Source organism: Salinicoccus sesuvii, from assembly GCF_042648145.1.
In the GTDB taxonomy this organism is placed as follows: domain Bacteria; phylum Bacillota; class Bacilli; order Staphylococcales; family Salinicoccaceae; genus Salinicoccus; species Salinicoccus sesuvii.
The window spans coordinates 463,070-487,251 of sequence record NZ_JBHRWV010000001.1 but is presented as its reverse complement, the minus strand read 5'-3'; the positions used below and the strand labels follow the sequence as shown (position 1 = coordinate 487,251).

25 protein-coding genes and 3 tRNA genes are annotated in these 24,182 nt (G+C 41.8%); 4 read left to right on the top strand and 24 right to left on the bottom strand.

The features are described 5' to 3' along the window. Nucleotides 1-241: 241 nt before the first annotated feature. From ACFOJ8_RS02420 to ACFOJ8_RS02410, 3 genes are all read right to left on the bottom strand, one after another. Nucleotides 242-315: transfer RNA gene (locus ACFOJ8_RS02420), tRNA-Gly, on the bottom strand. Between the two features lie 24 nt (nucleotides 316-339). After that, nucleotides 340-425: transfer RNA gene (locus ACFOJ8_RS02415), tRNA-Leu, on the bottom strand. Nucleotides 426-513: 88 nt separating this feature from the next. Then, nucleotides 514-585: transfer RNA gene (locus tag ACFOJ8_RS02410), tRNA-Glu, on the bottom strand. Nucleotides 586-902: 317 nt separating this feature from the next. On the opposite strand from ACFOJ8_RS02410, the gene ACFOJ8_RS02405 reads away from it, so the two are divergent. Further along, nucleotides 903-2,459, top strand: a complete 1,557-nt coding sequence (locus tag ACFOJ8_RS02405; RefSeq protein WP_380652179.1) for a catalase — start codon at nucleotides 903-905, stop codon at nucleotides 2,457-2,459. A gap of 38 nt (nucleotides 2,460-2,497) precedes the next feature. On the opposite strand, the gene ACFOJ8_RS02400 is transcribed toward ACFOJ8_RS02405, so the two are convergent. The 15 genes from ACFOJ8_RS02400 to ACFOJ8_RS02330 form a co-directional block, all read right to left on the bottom strand. Continuing rightward, nucleotides 2,498-4,633 carry a Tex family protein gene (locus ACFOJ8_RS02400; RefSeq protein WP_380652176.1) on the bottom strand — a complete coding sequence of 712 codons (2,136 nt, stop codon included), beginning with the start codon at nucleotides 4,631-4,633 and terminating at the stop codon, nucleotides 2,498-2,500. A gap of 97 nt (nucleotides 4,634-4,730) precedes the next feature. Continuing rightward, complete coding sequence (sigB, locus tag ACFOJ8_RS02395; protein ID WP_380652173.1) at nucleotides 4,731-5,501, bottom strand: RNA polymerase sigma factor SigB; 771 nt, start codon at nucleotides 5,499-5,501, stop codon at nucleotides 4,731-4,733. Beyond that, a complete protein-coding gene (gene rsbW, locus ACFOJ8_RS02390) occupies nucleotides 5,476-5,952 on the bottom strand; it encodes an anti-sigma B factor RsbW (RefSeq protein WP_380652170.1) in 477 nt (158 codons plus the stop codon). Before rsbW ends, sigB begins: the two co-directional genes overlap by 26 nt. Before the next feature lie 2 nt (nucleotides 5,953-5,954). Next, a complete protein-coding gene (locus tag ACFOJ8_RS02385; protein WP_380652168.1) occupies nucleotides 5,955-6,281 on the bottom strand; it encodes an anti-sigma factor antagonist in 327 nt (108 codons plus the stop codon). A gap of 75 nt (nucleotides 6,282-6,356) precedes the next feature. Then, nucleotides 6,357-7,370 carry a SpoIIE family protein phosphatase gene (locus ACFOJ8_RS02380; RefSeq protein WP_380656983.1) on the bottom strand — a complete coding sequence of 338 codons (1,014 nt, stop codon included), beginning with the start codon at nucleotides 7,368-7,370 and terminating at the stop codon, nucleotides 6,357-6,359. A 54-nt stretch (nucleotides 7,371-7,424) separates the two neighbouring features. Next, nucleotides 7,425-7,796 (bottom strand): type II toxin-antitoxin system PemK/MazF family toxin, encoded by a 372-nt coding sequence (locus ACFOJ8_RS02375; protein WP_380652165.1) that lies wholly within the window; start codon nucleotides 7,794-7,796, stop codon nucleotides 7,425-7,427. After that, the gene (locus ACFOJ8_RS02370; protein ID WP_380652162.1) at nucleotides 7,797-7,961 is read right to left on the bottom strand and encodes a hypothetical protein; all 165 of its coding nucleotides are present in this window, start codon (nucleotides 7,959-7,961) and stop codon (nucleotides 7,797-7,799) included. It abuts the gene before it with no gap. A 70-nt stretch (nucleotides 7,962-8,031) separates the two neighbouring features. Further along, on the bottom strand, nucleotides 8,032-9,183 hold the full coding sequence (alr, locus tag ACFOJ8_RS02365) for an alanine racemase (RefSeq protein ID WP_380652159.1): 1,152 nt from the start codon (nucleotides 9,181-9,183) through the stop codon (nucleotides 8,032-8,034). An 11-nt stretch (nucleotides 9,184-9,194) separates the two neighbouring features. Beyond that, nucleotides 9,195-9,542, bottom strand: coding sequence for a holo-ACP synthase (gene acpS / locus ACFOJ8_RS02360; RefSeq protein WP_380652156.1), 348 nt, complete (start codon nucleotides 9,540-9,542; stop codon nucleotides 9,195-9,197). Next, a complete protein-coding gene (locus tag ACFOJ8_RS02355; protein ID WP_380652154.1) occupies nucleotides 9,539-10,012 on the bottom strand; it encodes a PH domain-containing protein in 474 nt (157 codons plus the stop codon). The genes acpS and ACFOJ8_RS02355 overlap by 4 nt, the downstream gene beginning before the upstream one ends. Next, nucleotides 9,984-11,504, bottom strand: a complete 1,521-nt coding sequence (locus tag ACFOJ8_RS02350) for a PH domain-containing protein (protein WP_380652152.1) — start codon at nucleotides 11,502-11,504, stop codon at nucleotides 9,984-9,986. Before ACFOJ8_RS02350 ends, ACFOJ8_RS02355 begins: the two co-directional genes overlap by 29 nt. Further along, nucleotides 11,497-11,961: a PH domain-containing protein gene (locus ACFOJ8_RS02345; protein ID WP_380652149.1), complete on the bottom strand. Its 465-nt coding sequence runs from the start codon at nucleotides 11,959-11,961 to the stop codon at nucleotides 11,497-11,499. Before ACFOJ8_RS02345 ends, ACFOJ8_RS02350 begins: the two co-directional genes overlap by 8 nt. A gap of 135 nt (nucleotides 11,962-12,096) precedes the next feature. Further along, nucleotides 12,097-13,605: a DEAD/DEAH box helicase gene (locus tag ACFOJ8_RS02340; RefSeq protein WP_380652146.1), complete on the bottom strand. Its 1,509-nt coding sequence runs from the start codon at nucleotides 13,603-13,605 to the stop codon at nucleotides 12,097-12,099. 85 nt (nucleotides 13,606-13,690) lie between these two features. After that, nucleotides 13,691-14,389 (bottom strand): alpha/beta hydrolase, encoded by a 699-nt coding sequence (locus ACFOJ8_RS02335; RefSeq protein ID WP_380652143.1) that lies wholly within the window; start codon nucleotides 14,387-14,389, stop codon nucleotides 13,691-13,693. Beyond that, on the bottom strand, nucleotides 14,376-15,737 hold the full coding sequence (locus tag ACFOJ8_RS02330) for a UDP-N-acetylmuramoyl-tripeptide--D-alanyl-D-alanine ligase (protein ID WP_380652140.1): 1,362 nt from the start codon (nucleotides 15,735-15,737) through the stop codon (nucleotides 14,376-14,378). The genes ACFOJ8_RS02335 and ACFOJ8_RS02330 overlap by 14 nt, the downstream gene beginning before the upstream one ends. 129 nt (nucleotides 15,738-15,866) lie before the next feature. Between ACFOJ8_RS02330 and ACFOJ8_RS02325 the strand changes: the two genes are divergently transcribed. Next, nucleotides 15,867-17,057, top strand: coding sequence for an FtsW/RodA/SpoVE family cell cycle protein (locus tag ACFOJ8_RS02325; RefSeq protein ID WP_380652137.1), 1,191 nt, complete (start codon nucleotides 15,867-15,869; stop codon nucleotides 17,055-17,057). A gap of 39 nt (nucleotides 17,058-17,096) precedes the next feature. Here ACFOJ8_RS02325 and ACFOJ8_RS02320 read toward each other — a convergent pair whose 3' ends face one another. Beyond that, entirely contained in the window at nucleotides 17,097-17,246 is a 150-nt protein-coding gene (locus ACFOJ8_RS02320) for an Lmo0850 family protein (RefSeq protein ID WP_170288668.1), read from the bottom strand. Nucleotides 17,247-17,381: 135 nt separating this feature from the next. Here ACFOJ8_RS02320 and cls point away from each other — a divergent pair, with 135 nt between their 5' ends. After that, entirely contained in the window at nucleotides 17,382-18,863 is a 1,482-nt protein-coding gene (gene cls / locus ACFOJ8_RS02315; protein ID WP_380652135.1) for a cardiolipin synthase, read from the top strand. A gap of 71 nt (nucleotides 18,864-18,934) precedes the next feature. Here cls and yidC read toward each other — a convergent pair whose 3' ends face one another. After that, complete coding sequence (gene yidC, locus ACFOJ8_RS02310) at nucleotides 18,935-19,804, bottom strand: membrane protein insertase YidC (RefSeq protein ID WP_380652132.1); 870 nt, start codon at nucleotides 19,802-19,804, stop codon at nucleotides 18,935-18,937. A 191-nt stretch (nucleotides 19,805-19,995) separates the two neighbouring features. Continuing rightward, a complete protein-coding gene (locus ACFOJ8_RS02305; protein ID WP_380652129.1) occupies nucleotides 19,996-20,994 on the bottom strand; it encodes a LysM peptidoglycan-binding domain-containing protein in 999 nt (332 codons plus the stop codon). Nucleotides 20,995-21,810: 816 nt separating this feature from the next. Between ACFOJ8_RS02305 and ACFOJ8_RS02300 the strand changes: the two genes are divergently transcribed. Further along, nucleotides 21,811-22,236 carry a YwpF family protein gene (locus ACFOJ8_RS02300; RefSeq protein ID WP_380652127.1) on the top strand — a complete coding sequence of 142 codons (426 nt, stop codon included), beginning with the start codon at nucleotides 21,811-21,813 and terminating at the stop codon, nucleotides 22,234-22,236. Here ACFOJ8_RS02300 and fabZ read toward each other — a convergent pair whose 3' ends face one another. The 3 genes from fabZ to murA are packed head-to-tail and all read right to left on the bottom strand — an operon-like array spanning nucleotide 22,237 to nucleotide 24,178. Next, nucleotides 22,237-22,680: a 3-hydroxyacyl-ACP dehydratase FabZ gene (gene fabZ, locus ACFOJ8_RS02295; RefSeq protein ID WP_380652124.1), complete on the bottom strand. Its 444-nt coding sequence runs from the start codon at nucleotides 22,678-22,680 to the stop codon at nucleotides 22,237-22,239. 4 nt (nucleotides 22,681-22,684) lie between these two features. Next, a complete protein-coding gene (locus tag ACFOJ8_RS02290) occupies nucleotides 22,685-22,873 on the bottom strand; it encodes a DNA-directed RNA polymerase subunit beta (RefSeq protein ID WP_380652121.1) in 189 nt (62 codons plus the stop codon). Between the two features lie 12 nt (nucleotides 22,874-22,885). Then, entirely contained in the window at nucleotides 22,886-24,178 is a 1,293-nt protein-coding gene (gene murA, locus ACFOJ8_RS02285; RefSeq protein ID WP_380652118.1) for a UDP-N-acetylglucosamine 1-carboxyvinyltransferase, read from the bottom strand. Nucleotides 24,179-24,182: the final 4 nt, after the last annotated feature.

Here is a 24,182-nt window from a genome sequence, read left to right as displayed (position 1 = left end):
TATTAGGCACGCCGCCAGCGTTCATCCTGAGCCAGGATCAAACTCTCCATAATTGGAAGTTCGCTGACTCCGTTGCGGTTTTACTTGACGCCCAAGTTGAATGGTCACCCATTCGTTTATCGGAATTAAACGTTGACATATTGTCATTCAGTTTTCAATGTTCTGTTTGAAGCACTCTTACTATGTTACGCTATTTATCAAAGTTATTCAAGAGTCAATTTTACACCATCGAATAATTTAATGGAGCGGGTGATCGGAATCGAACCGACGACATCAGCTTGGAAGGCTGAGGTTATACCATTTAACTACACCCGCGTAGTTTATATAATTAAATAATGATGCGGCTGAGAGGACTTGAACCTCCACGGGATTTAACTCCCACTAGGCCCTCAACCTAGCGCGTCTGCCGATTCCGCCACAACCGCATGTGATTGATATCTCTTTTAAGCGACAAAAAATATTGTACACTTTACAGTATGCATTGTCAATGCTTTTATAAAAACTTTTTAAAAGTGACCCGTACGGGACTCGAACCCGTGTTACCGCCGTGAAAGGGCGGTGTCTTAACCGCTTGACCAACGGGCCATATGAATAATGCAACGTTATTTATAATAAAGCCATTTGACGTTAAAGTCAATACGTTTTTAATACTTTTTTACAGAAACTCAATAATTGCTGATTCATTTTCTCAGTAGATACTTTTCTTCCTATATAATGACTTTTGGAAATCTCCATATGCTTCATTAACATTCTCCTCCTCAAGCCACCCTCTTAGTATATCATGAATACATCTAAGAAAATATTTATAGCTTTTAGTATTGTTTTTTGCTAACAATGTGTTACTATTTATTTATAATAATTCTAAACAAGGATTATGAATATCTTCTTGGAGGGATTTATCAATGGACTTTGAACAGCCAAAAAATCAGCCCGGTGATGCGCGTGCAGGTGGCGGCACCGAACCTAGAGAGCAAGGTAAAAACCAACCTGGCGATCGTCTAACTACACTATTCGGTGCACCCGTTGGAGATCGAGAAAACTCCATGACTGCTGGCCCACGTGGTCCTATGGTCATGCAGGATCCATTCTTCCTTGAACAGATGGGCCACTTCGACCGTGAAGTTATTCCTGAAAGACGGATGCATGCAAAAGGATCCGGTGCTTTTGGTACATTTACAGTAACAGACGATATTACCCAATATACAAAAGCAAACATATTCAGCGAAATTGGTAAGAAGACGGAAATGTTTGCACGTTTCTCAACTGTAGCCGGTGAACGCGGTGCCGCAGATGCAGAAAGAGATATTCGTGGATTTGCACTTAAGTTCTACACTGAAGAAGGTAACTGGGACCTTGTCGGGAACAATACACCTGTATTCTTCTTCCGCGATCCTAAACTTTTCCCAAGTCTCAACCACGTCGTCAAACGTGACCCTAAAACCAATATGCATAATGCTGAAAGTAACTGGGATTTCTGGACCCTGTTACCTGAAGCGTTGCACCAAGTGACAATACTTATGACAGAACGCGGTATTCCTAAAGGATACAGAACTATGCACGGTTTCGGTTCACACACCTACAGCATGGTCAACGCTGACAATGAACGTGTATGGGTCAAGTTCCACTTCAGGAGCCAACAAGGAATTGAGAACCTTTCCGCTTCAGAAGCCGAGCAAGTAATCGCAAAAGATCGTGAATCTGCACAAAGAGACCTTTTCAATGCCATTGAGGAAGGCGATTTTCCTAAATGGAAGATGTTTATCCAGGTGATGACTGAAGAACAAGCGAAAAACCACTACCATAATCCGTTCGACCTGACAAAAGTATGGTATAAAGATGAATTCCCACTCATTCCAGTCGGTGAGTTTGAATTGAACCGCAACCCTGAAAATTACTTTGCAGAAGTTGAACAAGCTGCATTTGCACCAACAAATATTGTACCTGGTATCGGCTTCTCACCTGACAAGATGTTACAAGGCCGTCTGTTCTCTTATGGAGATACTCAGCGCTACCGTCTTGGTGTTAACCACCACCAGATTCCAGTTAACTCTCCTAAGGGTGCAGCAAATGTCTGCCCATTCAGCCGTGACGGTGCAATGCGTGTCGATGGTAATATGGGTTCACATACAAACTATTATCCAAACAGCTATGATCAATATAAAGATGATGCCAATGCAAAGCAGCCAGCGCTCGAAATGGAAGGACTTGTCTATGAGCATAACTTCCGTGACGACGATGATAACTACTACGAGCAGCCGGGCAAACTCTTTAATCTTCAGTCTGATGAAATGAAACAAATTATCTTTGAAAATACTGCAAATGAAATGGACGGTGTTTCCGATAGAGTGAAGCATCGCCATATCAGAAACTGCTACAAAGCAGATCAAGCTTATGGCCGTGGTGTTGCAAAAGCAATGGGCATCAGTATCGATGATGTCGACCTTGAAGGCGATAAGTAAATATCAGAAAGCTCCCAATCGATCGATTGGGAGCTTTTTTATTTCATACTTAATGATATTCTACCCTTCTCGGCATCAACACCGGTGACTGTTACATCGACAATGTCTCCAACGTTTACAACTTCCATTGGATGTTTGATGAACTTGCTCGTCATCTTTGATATATGCACTAGACCATCCTGTTTTACTCCTATATCCACAAATGCCCCAAAATCCGTTACATTACGTACCGTCCCAGATAACTTCATTCCTTCAGTCAAATCTTCCATCTTCAAAACATCTGATTTAAGCAATGGTACTTCGTAATCATCACGAATATCCCGAGTTGGTGCTTTAAGACTATCTATAATGTCCTTTAGCGTTGGAACACCGATTTTTAAATTTCTTGCCGTCTGATCAAGATTGATTTCTTCAACTGCGTTGATCAGTGAATCTGTACCAAGATCAGAACGCTTCATTCCTAAAAATTCAAGCAGCTGATATGTTTCTTGGTAACGTTCAGGATGAATTGGCGTACGATCAAGTGGTTCCTCCCCTTCGAATACTCGCAAGAAACCGATACACTGTTCGTACGTTTTGTTACCAAGACGCGGCACTTTTTTGATTTCCTCACGTGATTTGAAAGCAGACTGTTCTTCGCGATACTTTACAATGTTTCTGCTTATTGTAGGAGAGAGTCCAGCTACATGCTGTAGCAGGATATGGGAAGCCGTATTTACATTTACACCGACTTGGTTTACTGATGTTTCAACGACGAAGTTAAGCGATTCATCGAGAAATTTCTGATTAACATCATGCTGATATTGGCCAATGCCGATTGCTTTTGAATCAATCTTAACAAGCTCGCTCAGAGGATCTTGCACTCTCCTTGCAATAGATACCGCACTACGCTCTTCTACATTAAAATCCGGGAACTCTTCCCTTGCAACATCTGAAGCAGAATATACACTGGCTCCGGCTTCATTAACGATGATAAACTGCACATTCAGATTCTCATGTTTAACAATTTCACTGATAAACAGTTCTGTTTCGCGCGACGCTGTTCCATTTCCAATCGCAAGCAATGTAACCCCATAATCAGCTATGATATCCATTATTGTTTTACGTGCCTGCTCTTTTTTTGCTTGTGGTGGATGTGGATAGATTACGCCCTTATAAAGAAACATACCAGAAGCGTCAATTACAGCGAGCTTGCACCCTGTTCTGAATGCAGGGTCGACTCCGAGAATGATGTGATTCTTCAAAGGCGGTTGAAGAAGCAGTCGCTTGAGATTTTCTTCGAAAATATGTACAGCATGTTTTTCACTGGACTCAGTCAAGCTTTGTCTAGTCTCCCTTTCAATAGAAGGCATAATTAGACGTTTCAGAGCATCTTCAATTGCCACCCTCATGTATGTTGCAGTCTTCGACTTTTCTTTCAGGACCTGGTTACCGATATAACGTTTGAATCGATCAATATCATAATCAAATCTGACATTTAAAATTCCGTTGTTTTCACCCCGATTGATAGCCAGTATACGATGGGGCACAATTTTATCAATCGGTTCTGCATAGGCGTAGTACATTTCAAAAACACTATTCTGATCTTCGGAATTTTTCTTTTTATTTGTCGTCAAGTCAGCTGTTTCTTTAAAAACTTTCAATATATAGCTACGATACTTGGGATTATCTGATATCTCTTCAGCTATGATATCTTGCGCACCCTTAATCGCTTCCTCTGTAGATTCTACTTCGTCACTGAGAAATTTAAGTGCTTGCGCTTTGATATCCTCTGTCTGCTGTTTGGAAATGATTTCAGCCAGACTCCCTAGACCCTTTCTTCTCGCTTCTGTCGCCCGGGTCTTCTTTTTTTGTTTGAACGGTCTATATAAATCCTCTACCCTATTTAGTACAGTTTGTTTCATGATGTCTTGCTCTAATTGTTCTGTCAGAAGACCTTGTTCATCAATGCGCTTTAGAACTTCGTTTTTCTTTTTTTCTAGGCTTTGAAGATATGCGAACCGGTCGTGGATAGTTTTAATTTCCTGTTCATCCATACCACCCGTCATCTCTTTTCTATAGCGGGCAATAAAAGGAATTGTGTTACCCGCATCAAGAAGATCAATGACACCTCGGATGTATTTTTCCTGCTTATCCACAGAACTTTTCAGTTCTCTAATTAATACTTCGTTCATCTAATCTCTCCTAGTTGCTTTGATATCTAATAAATTTAGCATACCTTCTATAAAATTAAAAACCTCATCCCTAAAGATGAGGTTCGGTGCATACTAATTATTCGTTGACTGCCTGACGCAGTTTGTTGATTGCCGTTCGCTGCAGTCGCGATACATGCATTTGGCTCAAGCCGACCCTTTCACCGGTTTCCTTTTGACTCAGACCTTCCATAAAGGTGAACTGAATAATTTCACGTTCGCGTTCTGAAAGAATCGGAAGGACTTTCTCCAGTATAAGCCGCTTCTCAGAAAGATCGTAGTTGTCATCTGCCTGTCCCATCACATCAAGGAGTGTGACGGTAGAGCCATCCTTGTCTGCTTCTATGGAGTGATCGACACTGAGCGCATTGTAGCTCTGCCCCATCTCCATGGCTTCAAGAACATCCTCTTCAGATACCTCAAGGTATTCTGCAATTTCATTAATCTGCGGAGAACGTTCCAGACGGTTCGTCAGTTCATCGTTAGCATTCTTAATTTTTGGACCAATCTCCTTGATCCTGCGAGGAACATGCACACTCCATGTCTTATCCCTCAAGTACCTTTTTATTTCACCCACAACAGTAGGTACAAGAAACGCCTCAAATCTTCTATCATATGATGGATCGAATCTTTTAATCGCTCCGAGAAGACCAACCATCCCGACCTGTACAAGATCTTCGTGGTGGCTTTGCCCTTTTGAATATCTATATGCAAGCGATTCGATCAGCTTCTGGTAGTGTTCAACAAGTCTCGACTGGGCAGTCGGATTTTCTTCTTCCTGATGGCTCCGAATCAGCGCATTGATATCTTCAGCAGCAAGTCCTCTATCGATTGACGATTGTTTCTCCATTCGAATGCACCTGACTTTCGTTAATAAACTTCGTCATGCTGATTGTGACGCCAGGATCTTTTTTAAGATAAACTTCATCCATTAATGTTTCAATCAAGAATAGACCTAGACCGCCTTCTCTTAAATAGTTCACATTATCATCTTCTGAATATGGACCAAGCTCCTCTCTAACAGATTCGTAGTTGAAGCTTTGACCGTGATCCGCAACAATGATTTCCACTTTATCACTATAAATCGCGAAGCCGATAAGTATCTCACCTGTCTCGTCTTCGCCGTACGCATGTTTAACAGCATTCGTTACAGCTTCTGAAACAGCAATCTTAGAATCTTCGATTTGATCATAGCTTGCTCCGGCCCTTGACAAAACCCCTGAGAGTGTCAATCTAATCAAACCAACGTATTCTGCACTGGACGGAAATTTCATTTCTATATAATCGTACTGCTGTGCCATACTTACTCAACCTCCGAGGCTTCATTAATATGCATTAGATCTCTTAGTCCCGTTATTTCAAACAACCTAAGTATTCTTTTGGATACACCTATTACATATAGCTCCTTGTCATGCTGATTAAGATCTTTAAGAGTACCTACGAAAATTCCAAGACCTGTAGAATCCATATAATTTACATCTGTTAAGTCTATCTTTATGTCGTGGCTTCCTGATTGTCTAATTGGTTCCAGAACTTGCTGCAGTTCTGGTGCAGTATAGACATCCAGTTCACCTTCAATTACTATTAAATACTCTTGCTCATTCTCTGTTGTATTGATATTAATGTTCATAAAAACTACACTCCCATTCAGTAGAATACATATGTCCTTAGTCGTTTACCCCTTGTTATACGGAGTAAAACATAATTAATCTATCTTTTTATTATTTTTCAATATGAAAAGCGTTAAGTCATCCTTCTTGTTTGGATTTTGTATGCGCATTAAAGACTCATAGATATATTGAACAATATCCTGGGGGTGGTGATCGCGCGCCTCGCGAATCATATCCTTAACGTTTTCGAAATCTATGAAAGTATCATCGTGCTTCCTGAGCTCGGTAACACCATCTGTGAAGACAATAATCATATCTTGCGGACCAATTTTTGTTTCTCTTTGTTCATATCTGGCATGTACCTTGACACCAAGGACTACACCCTTCGCATCAATTTCTTCAAACTCATCCTCTTCATAACGATAAATGAGCGCTGGCTCATGACCTGCAGAAGAGTAATACATCAAATCGGTACTGTGGTCATAAAGGCCGTAGAACATTGTGACAAACATATTCTGGTTGACGTTCTTCTCCACAACACGATTCAACTTCCTTAGGCTATCGCTCGGTAACTGCGAGTACCCGTAGGAGTCCATGCCAAATTTAATCATACTCATAGCAATTGCCGCAGGTATACCCTTGCCGATAACGTCAGCTACGGCGAAACTTAGCATGCCATCCTTATGATCAATAATGTTGAAGTAGTCGCCACTCACTTTTCTCGCCGGTACACTGATTGCACCGAGCTGCATTGTATCGAATGTTGGAATAGCAGTCTTCAGCATCGTTTCTTGAAGGCTCGATGCAACATCCATCTCTTTGTCGTGAATCTCGAGTTTGTTCATCATGGACTTGTAGTCCCTGTAAGTAAAACCGAAAGAAATGATAACTTCCTGTAGTATATCCAAGGATTTCTTGACCAGTTTTCCATCGTGAATACCCATGTTATCCAGTAACTCTATATGAAGTGACACGATTTCATCCGGAGAGGCATCCATTTCTATGACCTCTTCACTAAACGTTTGGCATTTCTCAATAGCTTCTTCCTGCTGGTCTCCATACAGATACAGCTGGATAATACTTTTATAGTTGTTTACGATATTATCAATATATGTCATGCCAACACCTCACACTGAAAAAAGACTTTTGTACACAAAAGTCCATCAGGATTTAGATTGCGATTTCTTGGATTTGGAGATTACAAGGTCAAGACTGATCATCAGGGCCTTATCCACTTCCTTCATCTTATCTTCGTTTAAATATGTAAGCTTTTCCCTAAGCCTTTTCTTGTCCACTGTTCTAATCTGTTCCAGAAGAATCACCGAGTCCTTGTCCAGATTATATGCATCCTTCGAAATTTCAACATGCGTTGGTATCTTCGCCTTGTTGATCCTACCGGTAATCGCGGCAACAATCACTGTGGGACTGTGATGGTTGCCAACATTATTCTGGATGATGACGACCGGGCGCTTGCCCCCTTGTTCCGATCCTTGAACCGGCGAAAGGTCGGCAAGGTATACTTCTCCTCTTTTCATCTATTCACCATCTTTACTATAAACGAGAAAATCTTCATTACGCTGCCAGGCTTCACACTCTACTTCGTGGTTTTCTGATGCAATCGCAAGGTTGATCTCACTCATTTCAATATATCCGTGCTCAAGAGAATGCTCGATGCTACTTATCAAAGTCATATTCGTCATTGCCAAATCACTCCTCAATAACATCTTTAACTTATATTAAGGATAACATGTGCATACCATCTTTTCTAGATTATTTTAAAACTTCGTTATTGACGGAAGGAGTACCTTCTCCACGGTAGATACGTGGCAGACGCCTTGACAACATGCACAATGATTCATATGGTATTGTCCCGACATAGTTACTGTAAGCTTCCATGGATTGCTCAGAATTTCTGTACGGGCTGATGACATTGACAGCATCTCCAAGTTGTACGGAATCAGGCACCTCGATCATGATGTAATCCATGCACACTTTTCCGACAACAGGACAGGAAGTCCCATCTTCGAGAGAGACAATATATCCTGTTCGTGCTCTTAGAAAGCCATCCGCATAACCTAACGGCAACGTGGCTATCTTTTGGCCCGCCCTAGCATTATAATCAAGGCCATAACTGTTACCCTCTCCCGCCTCGAGCACATGTGTATCTACTACCTCAGTCCTCAAGCTAACAGAAGGCTTAAGCTGCACCTTTGAAATCCTCTCAACGTAATCGGATGGGTAATAGCCATACATCGATATGCCTACCCTTATTGCATTACAGTAGTCATCGGAAAGACGGAGTGCTCCAGCGGAGTTCTGGACGTGGATGTACTGCGGCTTTTTGACTAAGGAAGTGATATGCTTGAACTTTTCATACTCTCTATCGTTCTGGGTAGAATCAATGTCTGCGGAACTGAAATGGCTGTAGATTCCTTCGTAAACCAGATGGGTCGACTCCTCTATGATATTGACCATTTTCTCAATTTCATCAGTATCGGAGGTGCCAAGACGATTCATACCACTATTCACTTTGATGTGAATCCATACCTCCTTGTCATCCATGTCTCCGACGTACGATTGTGCATGCTGGAGCCAATCGAGACTCGGTGCAGTAATTGCTACACGGTGCTGAATAGCCTTGTTGATATCCTTAGGAATGATAGGCCCGAGTACAAGAATCTTCTTTTTTATACCATGCATTCTAAGTTCAATGGCTTCATCCAATGTTGCCACTGCAAAAAATTCAACGCCTCTTGCTGCAAGATACTCTGCTACCCGGGCGCTTCCGAGACCGTATGCATTTGCCTTTACTACAGCAATGAATGTCTTGCCTTCATGCAACGACTGGATAGCTTTAAAATTATGGTGTACCGCTTCCAAGTCCACTTCTACTACAGAATTCCTATAATATTTTTCCGACATGGCCATGCTCCTTAATCTTCAATTATGACTGTTGCTACCACGTACGCTTTGGAATGTGAGATGGATACGTGGGCTCTAGGATTATTCGCAATGAAAGGCTTTCCTTTCTCGTCATTAAGACAGATGATATCCTTGAAAGCAGCGTTGCTCCCGATGCCTGTCCCGAGCGCTTTGCTATATGCTTCTTTGACGGCAAAACGACCTGCCAGATACTCCATTCTTCTACTAACCTTGGATAGACCATTGTATACATCCATTTCTTCTGGTGCAAGGATTCGTGCAGAAAGTCTCAGATTTTCACCTTCCACACTTCTTATACGATCTATCTCTATTATATCTGTTCCGAGTCCTTTAATCATAGTGTTTGCCTCGTATTTTCATTGATCAGCTTCCTAATATCATTACGTATCATATCCGCTTCCTCTGATTCAAGTTCCGGTATGTGAATGCTCTCAGCAGATGTTTTCAGTGTTACACCCTTCAGTCCATACCGTTTCATCAATGGACCGACCGTCGTATCGATGTTTTGAACACGGAACAACGGCACAGCAAGCTTCTCTTTGAAGAAGATGCCTTGATGGATCCGAATTTCATCCATCGACACTTGGAAACGAAAATACTTGTACTTCAATCTCGGCAGTAGCCATACGTGAACTACTGAAATATAAATAGCAACGATGAATAGCACCAACGATATCCACCAAGGGAACGCTTCCCAGACAAACTGACTGACAATCAGGGCTGCCACTGCAATCAATAGTACAATGCCAGCAGCAATCCCTTCGCGGATACGCCACACCTTAATTGCTTTTGGAGAAATCTTCTGCATGTGAGGTACTCCTTTCCGCCCAGTCCCAGATTGTATTTATATCTTTCTGATCAATGAATTTGAGTGTCGCTCGTGAACCGAGCATACCTGCCGCAGTAACGAGTGTAATGATGCCAAGATTGTCTCGACGCAGAAACGGATTATTGATCCATTCCGCTTCGATTAGCTTCTCTTGCTTGATGACATAATGAGAACGTTTGAAAAAGCCGACAGTCATCAGATTAATATCCTCGTCGTGAATTTCATATCCACTATTACGTGCACTATATATACCTGATGTGACGTGGATCAAAATGAGCACTAGTCCGGCAATCCAAGCGTACTCGAACCAAAAATACTGAACCAATGCTGTAAACAGCAGAAATAAAGTCGTTAGAATTTGAAAGTACCTTCTATAGCCCCGTGCTGGCACTTTAGCTGGTGGGGCTTGTACGTGATAGTTGGGAAAGATATGGTGAACGATTTCGTAGAGCTTATCCCGCTTTATGAATGGAAGCAAGTCGACCGTACCGTCGATGTCATCACTATCGAGTGAATCACTTGTTATGGTGACCGACAACGAATAATATCCAAGTAGTCTTCGAATGATGGAATCTTTGATAATAATGTTTTGAACTCTAGCGATATTAACACTCTGATGCTTCTTCTCGAGCAGACCATACTCGACAATCAAGTCCTCCTGCTTCATCTTAAGAGTATAGTTATAGTACTTCATTGCCATAATCAAAGTACCGATAGCGTACCCGACGACCATGAAAAGACCAATGGCGAGTGTGACGGCTAGCGCAACACTGGCGATTGTCTCTTCGAAATAATCGAAGTACCTTTCAATCAAGAAATTAGCACCAATTAAATTGATAAAACCAAACACCAGGGCAATAAATGTACCCAGTGCGCCACTCGTCATACTCATCAGTAAAAGCGCCCTGCCACTCATACGATACAGTGGCTCAGAGCTCGTTTCTTTAGCATGACTCTCGTCTTCTTTCTCCCTCGGCCATTCGCTCGAGTCACCTACTTCCACCGTGTCATGGATGTGGGATTTTTCATTATAGAGTATCTCCTGTAGTGAAATTGCCTGGGATTTTTTCATGGTGTCGATTTTTATACTGTCCCCAGGCGTAATGATATCCAACTTTACTGCACCAAAAATACGGTGAAAAATCGGTTCACTGAAATCGATTGACTGGATTCTTCTAATATCAAGTTCTTTTTCCCGATTAGTAATGACACCGTCTTTATAGACGAATTTGCCGTCCTCGATCCAAAAACGCGTACGATACTTGTTCAAAAAGTCCATGCCACCAAAAATAATGACTGCGAGAACGATAGCACCCGCAACTATAAGTACATACTTGAGCAAGAAGCTACCAGAACTGATTGAGTCCCATGATTGAAATACAATTATAAGCAGAGGAATCCATAGATTTTTAAGACCATTAACCACACTTCCAAGGTAAGCAATGGGATGGAGTTTCTGAGGACTATACATCGGTATGTTCCTCCTTTACTAGTTCGATGACTTCTTCTTTCAGCCTTGAAGCATCTTCGGTTTTCAAAGGTGGTAGCATAAGTCCCGCGCTTGCTGTCTTTACTTCTAAGGCAGCAAGATTATACTTTCTTGAAACTGGGCCTGTAGAGAGCTTCACCCCTTGGATGCGCCTAATTGGTACCATGCGTGTCGATACTTTAAAAAATCCTTTTTTAACCAAAATATAGTCTTCCTTCAACAGGTAACGAGTTACCTGATAATAGACACGCGGGCGGATTAAAGTGTTTACGACAAGGAATATAGATAACCAAATCAAGGCGCCCCAATATACCCAGTCCGACCAATTGAAATGGTAGGCAGCGACACTTGCAACAATAGCTGCAATCACCCAGATAAGAAAGGCCCAAAAAGATCTGATCCTCATATAACGGACGACATCCCCATGTACTTTATTCATATTTGCCTCCAATGATAACGCTTATGTATTAATTATACTTTAAATTAAATATAGGTATTCTTCAATCATACTATTGTCACTTGGAATATAGAAATAAAAACATCCCCCGTCAACAAGACGGGAGATGTTTAGATGTTATTTGATATGGTCTTTGAAAGTGCGGCCGCCCTGGCTGCGTTTCTGGTTGCCCTGCTGCGGACGTCCACCTTGACGTTTATTGTTGCGTCCACCGCCGCCTTGACCTTGTTGGCCTTGGCTGCGTCCTTTACGGAATGGCTTTTTGCCACCACCCTGACCTTTGCCTCGACGTTGGCCGCCTTTGCGTGTCAGAGGTTTTTCAAAGGACAGCTGGATGCTGTCGTCTGTTCTGCTGAATAGGAACTCATTGAGCAGAGCCGCAACAACTTCCTTCGCTTCACCTTGTTCGAGCAGACGTTCAGCAACTTCAAACGTGTGCGTATTTGTATTTTCTGACTTCCATTGTTCAATCTTATCGAAAGTCTCTTTCTCACGAGATTTTTGTACTTCTTTCTTGTGAGGGGGTCTAAGCGCAGTGATCGTTTTCTTCTTGTCGTTCTCGATCATTCTCAAGTAGTCCATCTCTACCGGGTTAACAAATGTGAGTGCTGAACCCTCTTTACCCGCACGACCTGTACGGCCGATTCTGTGCGTATAACTTTCCGCATCCTGTGGGATATCGAAGTTGTATACGTGTGTGACACCTGAGATGTCTAGTCCTCTTGCTGCAACATCTGTCGCGACAAGAATATCGAGTGCGTTGTTTCTGAACTTTTTCAGAACTTCAAGACGCTTCGACTGCGTGATGTCGCCATGAAGTCCTTCAGCACGATATCCTTTGGCAATCAATGCGCTAGTCAACTCGTCTACACGGCGCTTCGTACGACCAAAGACGATTGCGAGTTCCGGCTGATGAACATCAAGGAAGTCTGTAAACACTTCAAGCTTTTCAAGTTCTTTTACGATTGTGTAGTTTTCTTCGATCTGTGGATCACTACCACCCTGCTTCATCGTCTTGACGATGGTCGGGTCTTTCATGAAGCGTGTAACGAGCTCCTGGATTGCCGGTGGCATTGTCGCTGAGAATAGCAATGTTTGTCTGTTTTCGGATGGCATTTCAGACATAATGAATTTTACATCATCGATGAATCCCATGTTCATCATTTCATCCGCTTCATCCAATACAAGCGTGCGGATACTTTCAAGCTTCAATGTTCTTCTTTTGATGTGGTCGATGATACGGCCAGGCGTACCAACGATGATCTCAGGCTTTCTCTTGAGATCTTTGATCTGACGGTCAATGCTCATACCGCCGAATATTACGGATACACCAAGCTTCTTATGTTTAGCAAATGTTTTCAGCTGTTCGCTGACTTGCACTGCCAATTCACGTGTCGGTGTTAAAATAAGCACTTGTGTGCCTGCCTGCTTCTCTGTGTTCTCTATAATAGGAATACCGAACGCACCCGTTTTACCAGTACCTGTCTGTGCCTGGCCAAGAATATCTTTTCTCTCAAGGGCAAGTGGTATGCTCTCTTCTTGAATCGGGGTTGGGGTTTCGAATCCTATATCTTCCAGTGATTTTAAGGTTTCATCACTGACACCTAATTGTTTAAAAAACTTCAAATTAGAGTCTCCTTTGACTATTCGTTCTCATTTTACGTTACGCATAACTTCTCTATTCTAACACTTCCAGACTAATAATACAAGCTTACATCTGCTCTTTGAACAGAAACCGCTCCGACAGTACATTTAACTCCAATTGACTGTGATCGGAGAAGGCAAAAAGATGTGGTGTATCCTCAATCAGTTCAAGGCGGGCATTCGGAATTCTTTTCGCCACTTCGACACTCGACTCATATGGGACGAGCAGATCCTGTTTACCATGGACAATCATCGTCTTCGCTCGGATATTTTCAATGCCTTCTTTTTTTGCTGCCGTAATACTTTTGAATTCCTGATATGCTCTTATCGGCACATTTCTCAGACGTTTTTTGATTCTCTGGTAGTTTTTCATCTTCACATGTTCCCCGAAATGGCGGGGGATAAGGTGAAGTTTGTCAATCTTAGGTATACCGATGTGCTCAAATGCTGGTGCGATAAGGATTAGCTTCTCCACCGGTTCATCCTGGGCGAGGTAACTGGCGAATACGCCCCCCATCGAAAAACCGATGATACATACACAATCCACGCGCTGCTTAAGATTTTCATATGCGTTCAAGGCTTCACCGTACCAATCCTCACCGTCCACTGACTTTAGATCCAAAATACTACCGTGCCCAGGATATACCGGAAATTCATACTCGAATTCGTAACGCGACTTCAAGTAGTCGAACAGGGGATCGAGTTCATACCTGCCTCCTGTATAACCGTGCAGAAATAATATTCCGACTGATCTAGATATGGTCAATCACCCGCTCGAGCGCCATACCCCTTGATCCTTTTAGGAGCACCACGCTATCTTCAGTAAGCACCTGTTTGAGGCTTCGTGCTAAAGATTCGATGTCATCGTGATGAGACTTATTCTCTAAGGTCGTTTGGTCGTTGATGATTCTCGACGCCTCCCCTATTGTGAATATTTGATCATAATAATAGTTTGAGTCGTTTAAATGTTGCGCTATAGACTGATGCAGTGCCTGTGAGTAGGAACCGAGCTCAAGAATGTCTCCAAGTACAAGAATCCTTTTGCCTACTTCCATGCGTCCGACAGTATCAATTGCACTCTTCATACTAGAAGGACTGGCATTGTAGGCATCATTGATGATGGTCGCACCGGACTGATGATGTATTTGCTCCATACGCATACTGGTGACGACCAGTTCTTCAAAATGATGCTTTGCTTCATTAATATCAAGTCCAAGTGCTTCAGCAGCAAGGATAGCGAGTGATGCGTTTGCTGCATTGTGCGTGCCAAGCTGTGGTATCCCCACATTGATTCCCATTGGAAGCAGCTCGAAACGTGTACCGTCTTGTGTCTGTTGTACATTTGCAATCTGCAGATCGTTCTCTTCATTCTGACCAGCGGTCCGAATGGTGTAGCCTGCACTCCGCTCCACAATGTCTTCGAGAAGCGGATAATCCCGTGAATAGATAAACGTCCCATTTTTCTGCAATCCATCAACGATTTCGTATTTGGCATGAGCAATGTTCTCTCTCGACCCCAGTTTTTCGATATGAGACTCACCGACATTGGTGAGTATGGCAATATCTGGTGTTGTCATCTCGCTTAGAAAACGGATGTCTCCTTTTGCATTCATGCCCATCTCCAGTATCGAGATCTCAGTGTCCTCATCCAACTGCAGAATAGTAAGCGGCAGACCAATTTCGTTGTTATAATTGCCGATTGTTTTTTTTACTTTGAAGTAAGGAGAAAGCAGACATTCTACCATATCCTTTGTTGTCGTCTTACCATTGGATCCTGTAATTGCAATCACTTTCGGTGCAACTTCCTTCAAGTAGCCCTGCGCAATATCCTGCAAGGCGCGAAGACCATCCTCAACATGAACAAGCGGCAGATTTTGCTTTTCATCGACTGGTTGTTCGGTCAGACTGAGTGCAGCGCCAATGTCGAAAGCCTGTTGGATGAAACGGTGTCCATCCGCATGCTCGCCTTTAAATGGTACGAAAAGATTACCTTTTTCGAGCGTTCTCGTATCAATCGATACACCTTTGATCCGTTCATCCTTTTTAGCTCTCGCCTCTTCGTTTAACGTACCTCCGCATAGTTCAGCAATCTTTTCTATTGTAGTTTCAATCATAGGCTTCGTCCATCTCCATAAACATTTATTCACAGATATTTCAAATCTAGTTGTATTACTATTGGATAAACACACTTACTTTATTATAAAATAGTGTATACTAAATGTCATGATTTCAATATGGGTTAGGTGAATTTTTTGGAGAACAATCAAAGTTACAAAAGACAGAACACCAGCAGGTTTTTTAGAATCGACTGGATTCTTATCCTGATTGTTGTTCTTCTCGCTACAATCAGCATCTTCATGATACGCTCCGCGATGACAAGCGGGCAATACACTATAGATTTCAGCCTACGTCAGTTGATATTCTACGGTCTTGGCTTTGCCATGGTGGCAATACTTAATTTCATTCCAATCAAATGGATAAAGCAGTATGTCTGGGTCATCTATTCGCTCGGCGTACTTTCACTCGTCATACTTTTCATCGCTCCCGTATCCCCAATAACGCCGATTATCAACGGAGCAAAGAGCTGGTACCAGTTTGGGTTCTTCAGTATCCAACCCTCCGAGATTGTAAAGATCATCTATATTATTACGCTGGCTTACCTAATCAGTCAGCACAACAAATACAAGCTTACGAACGATCTCAGTGTAGATATTAAACTGCTCTCTAAAATCTTTGCTGTCTCAATTCTACCGCTGCTGTTCATCCTACTTCAGAATGACCTAGGTACAATGCTTGTCATGATCGCAATACTGCTCGGCACAATTGTCGTTTCAGGCATCAGCTGGTGGCTGATTGTCCCGACGCTCGCTATCGCTCTGACTGTAGGCGGATCACTTGTACTTGGTATCATCTATCGACCCGACCTATTAGAACGCTATCTTGGCATCCACCCTTACCAGTTCGACAGAATATATACTTGGTTACGTCCCGAAGAATATGTTGCAGATGGCGGATTCCAGCTTAGCAATTCGTTAAAAGCAATTGGTTCTGGGGGGATTGATGGCAAAGGTTTTGCTGATGGCATTGTATATATTCCAGAGAACCATACGGATTTCATATTTACCATCATTGGTGAAGAGTTCGGCTTCATTGGCGCTACCGTGATTATCGTTCTACTGTTCATGCTAATGTTGCACCTATTCAGAATTGCGATGGTCGTGACAGATAGCTTTTCGTCCTATTTCATTGTAGGATATCTTTCGATGCTTACTTTCCATATATTCCAAAACATCGGAATGACAATACAGTTGGTACCAATCACAGGTATCCCGCTACCATTCCTAAGCTACGGTGGTAGTGGCTTATGGGCCAATATGATGGCTGTCGGGATAATAATGAGCATATATTATCATCACTATCATCAGAAAGCATAAAATAACCGCAACTCCACTTGCGAGAGTTGCGGTTATTTTTTAGATGTTTTGTTCTTTCAACCTGAGTTTTTCTTTATGAGCAATGCGATTCATCATTTCGAACCTCGACCTTGAAATCTTGACTTTGACTCCAAGTTCATTTAGCATCGTGACGACCTGTTTGACTTTGGAATTGTCGTTTCTATGCATAATGACACTCCTTAAATTACATCTTGACTTAATTCTACCCCGATATCAGAGAATTATCCATACAATTTCGAAATTAAATATTACAGAATTTCAAATATCCATAGTTTATAATACAATGTAAGTGAGGTGACACCCATGGAATTTTTTCTATTCGATTATTTTTCCAATGCTACGATACTTAGCGTATTGACGCTCATTTTTATCGCAATCAATTTTCTATTTGCCATCGGGCTCATCTTTCTAGAAAGAAGGAGTGCTCAGAGTATATGGGCATGGCTGTTTGTGTTATTCTTTCTGCCCATCTTTGGTTTTATCATCTATATTCTTTTTGGTCGAACGATATATAACCAGAATATATTCAAGATAAATGAAGAAGATAAGGTCGGGCTTGAACACCTTGTCGGAGATCAGCTCAATGAACTAGAGAACGAGAATCATAAGTTTTCAAATAAAGTTGCTAACAAACATAGAAAACTCATCCACATGCTTCTTTACAATAATCAGTCGTTCCTAACTCTGAATAATTCCATCGAAACCTTTACAGACGGAAATGCGAAGTTTGATCGATTACTTTCAGACATCAAAAATGCAAAGAACCATATACATTTCCAGTATTACATACTGAGATTGGATGGTATCGGCGAAAAGTTGCATGAAGCACTCCTTGAAAAGCAACGCGAAGGAGTCTCTGTGAGAATACTTTACGACGACATGGGATCACGTGCTCTAACGCTTCGTAATTTCAAAAAATTACGCGAAGCTGGCGGGATGGTAGAAGCCTTCTTTCCAAGCAAGTTTCCACTCATTAATCCAAGGATAAATAATAGGAACCACCGCAAGGTTGTAGTCATCGACGGTGTCATCGGCTATGTAGGTGGGTTTAACGTCGGGGATGAATATATTGGCTTGAGTAAGAAATTTGGTCATTGGCGTGATACCCATCTGAGAGTAGAGGGCAATGCAGTAAAATCTCTCCAAGTACGTTTCATGCTCGATTGGAATTCACACGCTAAAAGATACAATATGGTGCGTGAAGATAGATACTTCCCTGAAATATCTCACGAGGGAAGTACACCGATGCAAATCGCATCAAGTGGTCCAGATGAAAAATGGCAACAGGTCAAGTACGGTTATTTAAAAATGATATATAGTGCCCGTAAATGCATCTATATTCAAACACCTTACTTTATACCCGATCAGTCGTTCCTTGAGGCGTTGCGCATTGCGATGCTTAGTGGAATTGAAGTCCACTTGATGATTCCGAATAAGCCGGATCACCCCTTCGTCTATTGGGGAACCTATTCCAACGCAGGTGCTTTGATACAGATGGGCGCCCATGTTCATATATATGAAAAAGGGTTCCTTCATCAGAAAGTGATGATGATTGATGACGAAGTACTTAGTATAGGAACGACTAACATCGATGTGAGAAGTTTCCTACTCAATTTTGAAGTAAATGCATTTATATACGATGAAAAAGAAGCCCAGCAGTACCGCGAAATATTTGAAGCGGATATTAAAGACTGTTCGCTCCTGACTATCGAGAAATATGCCGCACGCAGTAAATGGATTAAAATGAAAGAGAGCCTCGCCAATCTCATCTCTCCGATTCTTTAAATAGGCCAAGATGAAGAAGCCCCGAACCTCAATAATGTTGAGGTTCGGGGCTTCTTAACTTTATTAAATTCTTATGTTCTCTTCTTGCGTTTTTTCTTTGGCATAACTTTTGCATTTTTTATACGCTTTTCTTTTTCAGCTTTCTCACGCTCATGTGCTTCGATGATTGGAGCCATCTCTTCGGCAACTTTGTTCTTATAGAAAGTATTACCTGCCCATGTCTGGAAGATTAGGAAGATACCACCGACAGCCCAGTATAGCGGCAGTGCGGAAGGAGAAATCAATGAAATCCAGATAATCATAATTGGTGAGATGTACATGAAAAGCTGCATTTGTTTGCGCTGCTCCGCAGCAACAAATTGCATGGATACATACGCTTGCACAGCGTAGACAATACCGGCAATGGCAACCATGAAGAAGTCCATTTGTGTTAGGTTCATCCATAGGAAGTGCGGGTACTCTGTCAGTCCACCTTCTGACGGGAACTTAAGAGCAAAATAAAGTGCCATAACAACAGGCATTTGAATGACGATTGGCAGACAGCCCATGTTGAGAGGATTGATGCCGTGTTTCTTATAAAGTCCCATCATTTCCTGTTGTGCTTCCATCTTTTCTTCCTGTGTAGTAGCCACTTTTACTTTCTTCTGGATCTCTTCCATCTCAGGCTTAACAATTTTCATCTTCTCGCGCATCATCATCTGGTTTTTATATGTACGCATCATGAATGGGAAAATTGCCAGACGGACGATTAAAGTGATAACAATGATTGCCAGACCATAGTTATTGCCCATGTTGTCACCAAGCCAGTGGAGTAGTGAATCCATTGGCTGAACGAATGTATTATAGAAAAAGCCATTCCTATTTTCTTCCTGAGAATAGTCACACCCGGATAAAACAAGGACCAGGCCGATCATTAACGGAAAGAGCCATTTTTTACTCATTTCTTCACCTCAATAAATTCTTTCGCATAAAAGAAATTGTAACATATTTAGTGGTGTAAAAAAATCATTTTATGGAACTGTCCCTCTAATAATTTATCTATTTTGAAAAACACTCACAAATTAGTCACTATTTAGTTCCAATCAATAAAAAGAACCCGGCTTTCTGGCCGGGTCCGCAATCTAAATCTATATTACAGTCTTGAACCACATACAGGCCAAGGCTGAGATCCTCTTTGATCGAAAAGAATTTGCGCTCTTTTAGTCTGTTCTGCTGCAGATGCTTGGGAAGGTATGCCGCTTCCACCTACAGAGTTCCAAGTTTGGATATCAAATTGATAGAGACCGTGGTATAGACCATTAGAGCTTACGACACTTGCATTACCGCTTGATTCACATTGAGCGAGGGCATTCCAGTTCTGGCCACTTGCATTACTTGAAGTGGATGCAGAGGTAGATTGGTTTTGGGCTTGCGCTTGATTACGCTGTTGGCGCTCTTGTGCTGCCTGCTCTGCTGCACGTTGTTCTGCTGCTGCTTGCTCTGCTGCACGTTGCTCAGCCGCTGCCTGTTCTGCTGCTTGTTGCTCTGCTGCACGTTGTTCTGCCGCTGCTTGCTCAGCTGCACGTTGCTCAGCCGCTGCCTGTTCTGCTGCTTGTTGCTCAGCAATTTGTTGTTGTGAAGGTTGAGCTGGTGCCTGTTGTACCTCTTCAACTTGTGGCGCTTCTTCTACCTGTGGCGCTTCTTCGACTTGTTGTACTTCTTTAACCTGTGGTGTTTCTACAACTGTCTCATGTACAGCATTATCACCTGAAACTACAAGTGTTTTACCAGCAAAGATAAGATCGGATGAAAGGTTGTTCCAAGCTTTGAGCTCGGAAACTGATACGTTAAATTTCTGACCAATTGCAAATAATGTATCGCCAGAAACTATTTTATATGTGCCATCTTTCACTACTGCTTCAGTGTTCTTTTCAACTTTTTTGTCATTGTTTACTTCAAGAACCTGACCAGGAAGGATAAGATCAGATGATAGATTGTTTTCTGCTTTAATGGATTGTACAGACGTGTTATTTTCTAAAGCGATTTGCCAAAGTGTATCGCCAGTTTCTACTGTGTGACTCGCTGCTTCTGCACTGTATGCAAGTGTTCCTGATACTGCGATTGCTGCCCCGACCGATAGTACTTTTTTCATAGTTAAAATTTCCTCCTGTTATCCCTTACAATTGGATATCACGTTTTCTTAATTGACTATGTGTACTATATCAGATAAAAATATTTCATAGGTTACAGTAATATAAAATGTGGAGCCTTCCTTTACAATCATGTTACAGTGATATTTCTTTATAACAAATCATATTGCACTATATCCTTCAGGGAATATCCTGAAATATTAGTTGAAATCAAGGTAAGATAGTGCAGTTAGTGCAGAACTGTGGAGATAGGATTCAAGTGACATTTAAGTTAAGTAACAAACACATTCAATTGTCGGTCTTTTCAGATATCGGTAATATAATCGAAGTGAATGTAATACATTGAGTGATAGAAACAATTAAGCTCTGCAAAAGACAAACCGCAGCGTTCGCCTTTCGCAGAGCTTAATGAGTCGTGTGAGTGTAGTGTGGTTTGAATTGTGAGTGGTATGAATTGTTCAGTTCAAGCCAGTGCTCTCCTTTTGGCTTGTTAGTAGTATTATCTTCACTACTTTTAATAAATGTCTTACCAGTACGTTATTTAAGTCGTTCCAGATATTTTCCTTTTCATAAATTATACTGCTCTAAAATGCAGGATTTTTTTCAATAAGCAGTACTTTCTTTATTATATCTCGCCCCCTCGCTACTCTAAATATAAGGAAGCCAATAATTTTCTGCAAAGTACATAAATTCGATTTTTTAATCTAATTATCTTCAATTAGTATGTATTATGTGCGGAGCCACGTTATAATAGTAAAGAAACGTACCCACATATATATTATTTGCAGATATATTTCTTAATTTTAAGGAGGATGTATATGAAGTCGTTTAAAGTGGTTGAGTTAAAGCTTGAACATGAGAATAACTTTATCATACTGGAACTGATTGACGGTATCATAATCAATAATGAAAAGCCCGACGATCCTTGGCTAATAGAAATTTCAACATCTCCCGACTTCAAAGATATACTCAAAGAACTGGTAGGATCCGAGCTTGATTTGCTCGTCACTATTACACGTCATTCAAATGAACCGGCAAGATTTAGAGGAGTCTTCAATGAATTGAACGAAATAGATAATGCTCTGTCATTAATCTTCAATGGACGTATCATTGTTCAGAGTCCTAACTATGCAGAGGATCTTCTATCCCATCTTATCGATGAAGGTTATGAACAGGAAAAACTGCTCAATGAATTTAAAGCAATGATGGAATCTAAAGCCGAAATAAAAACATCCGATGACTGATCAGTCATCGGATGTTTCGTTATCCTGAATTGCAAAAGTGATTTCGCATTTACATGCCACTTCTCCGTCCACTTTGGCAACTGCGTCTCCTTTACCAATTGGTCCTCTCAGCTTAGTAATCTCCACTGTGAGTTCCAATGTATCACCAGGTTTCACTTGCTTTTTGAATTTACATCTATCAATACCAGCGAAAAAAGCCAGCTTTCCTTTAAAACGTTCTTCCTGAAGTAAGGCGACCGCACCTGTTTGTGCTAGCGCCTCAACAATTAGTACTCCGGGCATTACCGCATAATCCGGGAAATGACCTTGGAAGAAAGGTTCATTTCCTGACACTTGTTTGATGCCGGAACATTTTATTCCTGGTTCTATTTCCGTCACCTTATCGATTAGGAGAAAAGGAGGACGGTGCGGTATGACGGCCTTGATTTGGTCGTAAGTCAACATATTATCATTCCTTGGTCAAATTGATGATGTGTTCCCACGTTTCAATACGGAACACTTCCATTGGGTTATCGAGTATGCCAAATCCAATCATCAATCCAGCAAAGAATACGATGATGGCAATATATATGAATAGCATTATCCTGATAATCAATGGGAATCTGCGGTGAACCAACTTTTTTGATTGCTCAGCCATAGAACTACCTCTTTATTTCGAAAATGTCACACTTTCTTGTGTGGAATTTTCACCTGTCCGTTCTATGTCTGCTCCAAGCTGCTGGAGCTTCTTGTGGAAATTGACATACCCGCGGTCAAGGTGTTTTAATTCAGTAACTACAGTATAACCGTCTGCTACCAAACCTGCAAGAATCAAGGCAGCAGCGGCTCTTAGATCAGTTGCTTTGACACGCCCTGCAGCAAACTTCTCACTACCTTTTATGAAAGCATGATTATCCTCCACTTGAATCTCAGCGTCCATATTTCTGAACTCATTAACATGCATGAATCTATTTTCAAAAATAGTTTCAGTGATGACACTTGTGCCATTGACTGTAGCTAGCAACGCCATCATCTGACTTTGCATATCCGTTGGAAAACCAGGGTGCGGCATAGTTTTCACTCTGATTGGTTTTAACTGTGTGTCAGGTATGACACGTATACTGGTGCCTTCTTCTTGAATTCGTACGCCAGCTTCCTCGAGTTTTGAAATTAATGCAGTAAGATGACTCGTCATTACGTTATCAAGTACAATCTCACTTCGTGTAATTGCACCAGCAATCATGAAAGTTCCTGCCTCAATGCGGTCCGGTATGACAGTGTGTTCTGTTCCTTCCAGTACTTCAACACCTTCTATGACAAGATGTCCTGTACCAGCCCCGCGAACTTTACCACCCATAGCGTTTATATAGTTGGCCAAGTCTTCGATCTCAGGCTCTCTCGCAGCATTTTCAATCTCTGTCGTACCTTCAGCCAGACTTGCAGCCATAATCAAATTCTGTGTAGCACCAACACTCGGGAAATCTAGATAAATCTTTGCACCTTTGAGCTTACCATCGACTGTACCTTCAAAGCTACCGTCAATAGTACGGAAAGTTACCCCCATCTTCTCCAAACCTTTGATATGCTGCTCTACCGGCCTTGAGCCAATTGCGCAACCACCAGGCATCGCTACATTACAATAACCATAACGGCCAAGAAGAGGTCCCATTACAAGCATACTCGCGCGCATCTTGTTCACGAGATCGAATGGTGCATTACGATTGAGCTCATTAGTTGCATCGACCGAGAGAGTTTTTCCGTGTGGCTCGACAATCGCTCCGAGATGACTCAGCAACGCACTTAAAGTTTTCACATCGGATAAATCCGGAACATTATGTAACTTGGATACGCCCTTCTCTGCAAGCAAAGATGCAGTCAGAATAGGTAAAACAGCATTTTTTGAACCTTCTATTTCAACGGAACCTGAAAGTTTATTTCCACCTTTAACAATTATAGAATCCATATTC

Excerpts from the sequence above, each read along its gene's own strand:
- alr (WP_380652159.1), bottom strand. The coding sequence starts at position 9,183 with ATGTCGGAAAAATATTATAGGAATTCTGTAGTAGAAGTGGACTTGGAA.
- yidC (WP_380652132.1), bottom strand. The coding sequence starts at position 19,804 with ATGAGTAAAAAATGGCTCTTTCCGTTAATGATCGGCCTGGTCCTTGTT.
- cls (WP_380652135.1), top strand. The coding sequence starts at position 17,382 with ATGGAATTTTTTCTATTCGATTATTTTTCCAATGCTACGATACTTAGC.
- murA (WP_380652118.1), bottom strand. The coding sequence starts at position 24,178 with ATGGATTCTATAATTGTTAAAGGTGGAAATAAACTTTCAGGTTCCGTT.
- acpS (WP_380652156.1), bottom strand. The coding sequence starts at position 9,542 with ATGATTAAAGGACTCGGAACAGATATAATAGAGATAGATCGTATAAGA.
- ACFOJ8_RS02350 (WP_380652152.1), bottom strand. The coding sequence starts at position 11,504 with ATGTATAGTCCTCAGAAACTCCATCCCATTGCTTACCTTGGAAGTGTG.
- rsbW (WP_380652170.1), bottom strand. The coding sequence starts at position 5,952 with ATGGCACAGCAGTACGATTATATAGAAATGAAATTTCCGTCCAGTGCA.
- ACFOJ8_RS02345 (WP_380652149.1), bottom strand. The coding sequence starts at position 11,961 with ATGAATAAAGTACATGGGGATGTCGTCCGTTATATGAGGATCAGATCT.
- ACFOJ8_RS02305 (WP_380652129.1), bottom strand. The coding sequence starts at position 20,994 with ATGAAAAAAGTACTATCGGTCGGGGCAGCAATCGCAGTATCAGGAACA.
- ACFOJ8_RS02300 (WP_380652127.1), top strand. The coding sequence starts at position 21,811 with ATGAAGTCGTTTAAAGTGGTTGAGTTAAAGCTTGAACATGAGAATAAC.
- ACFOJ8_RS02385 (WP_380652168.1), bottom strand. The coding sequence starts at position 6,281 with ATGAACATTAATATCAATACAACAGAGAATGAGCAAGAGTATTTAATA.
- ACFOJ8_RS02400 (WP_380652176.1), bottom strand. The coding sequence starts at position 4,633 with ATGAACGAAGTATTAATTAGAGAACTGAAAAGTTCTGTGGATAAGCAG.
- ACFOJ8_RS02290 (WP_380652121.1), bottom strand. The coding sequence starts at position 22,873 with ATGGCTGAGCAATCAAAAAAGTTGGTTCACCGCAGATTCCCATTGATT.
- ACFOJ8_RS02320 (WP_170288668.1), bottom strand. The coding sequence starts at position 17,246 with ATGCATAGAAACGACAATTCCAAAGTCAAACAGGTCGTCACGATGCTA.
- ACFOJ8_RS02375 (WP_380652165.1), bottom strand. The coding sequence starts at position 7,796 with ATGAAAAGAGGAGAAGTATACCTTGCCGACCTTTCGCCGGTTCAAGGA.
- ACFOJ8_RS02355 (WP_380652154.1), bottom strand. The coding sequence starts at position 10,012 with ATGCAGAAGATTTCTCCAAAAGCAATTAAGGTGTGGCGTATCCGCGAA.
- fabZ (WP_380652124.1), bottom strand. The coding sequence starts at position 22,680 with ATGTTGACTTACGACCAAATCAAGGCCGTCATACCGCACCGTCCTCCT.
- ACFOJ8_RS02370 (WP_380652162.1), bottom strand. The coding sequence starts at position 7,961 with ATGACGAATATGACTTTGATAAGTAGCATCGAGCATTCTCTTGAGCAC.
- ACFOJ8_RS02330 (WP_380652140.1), bottom strand. The coding sequence starts at position 15,737 with ATGATTGAAACTACAATAGAAAAGATTGCTGAACTATGCGGAGGTACG.
- ACFOJ8_RS02405 (WP_380652179.1), top strand. The coding sequence starts at position 903 with ATGGACTTTGAACAGCCAAAAAATCAGCCCGGTGATGCGCGTGCAGGT.
- sigB (WP_380652173.1), bottom strand. The coding sequence starts at position 5,501 with ATGGAGAAACAATCGTCAATCGATAGAGGACTTGCTGCTGAAGATATC.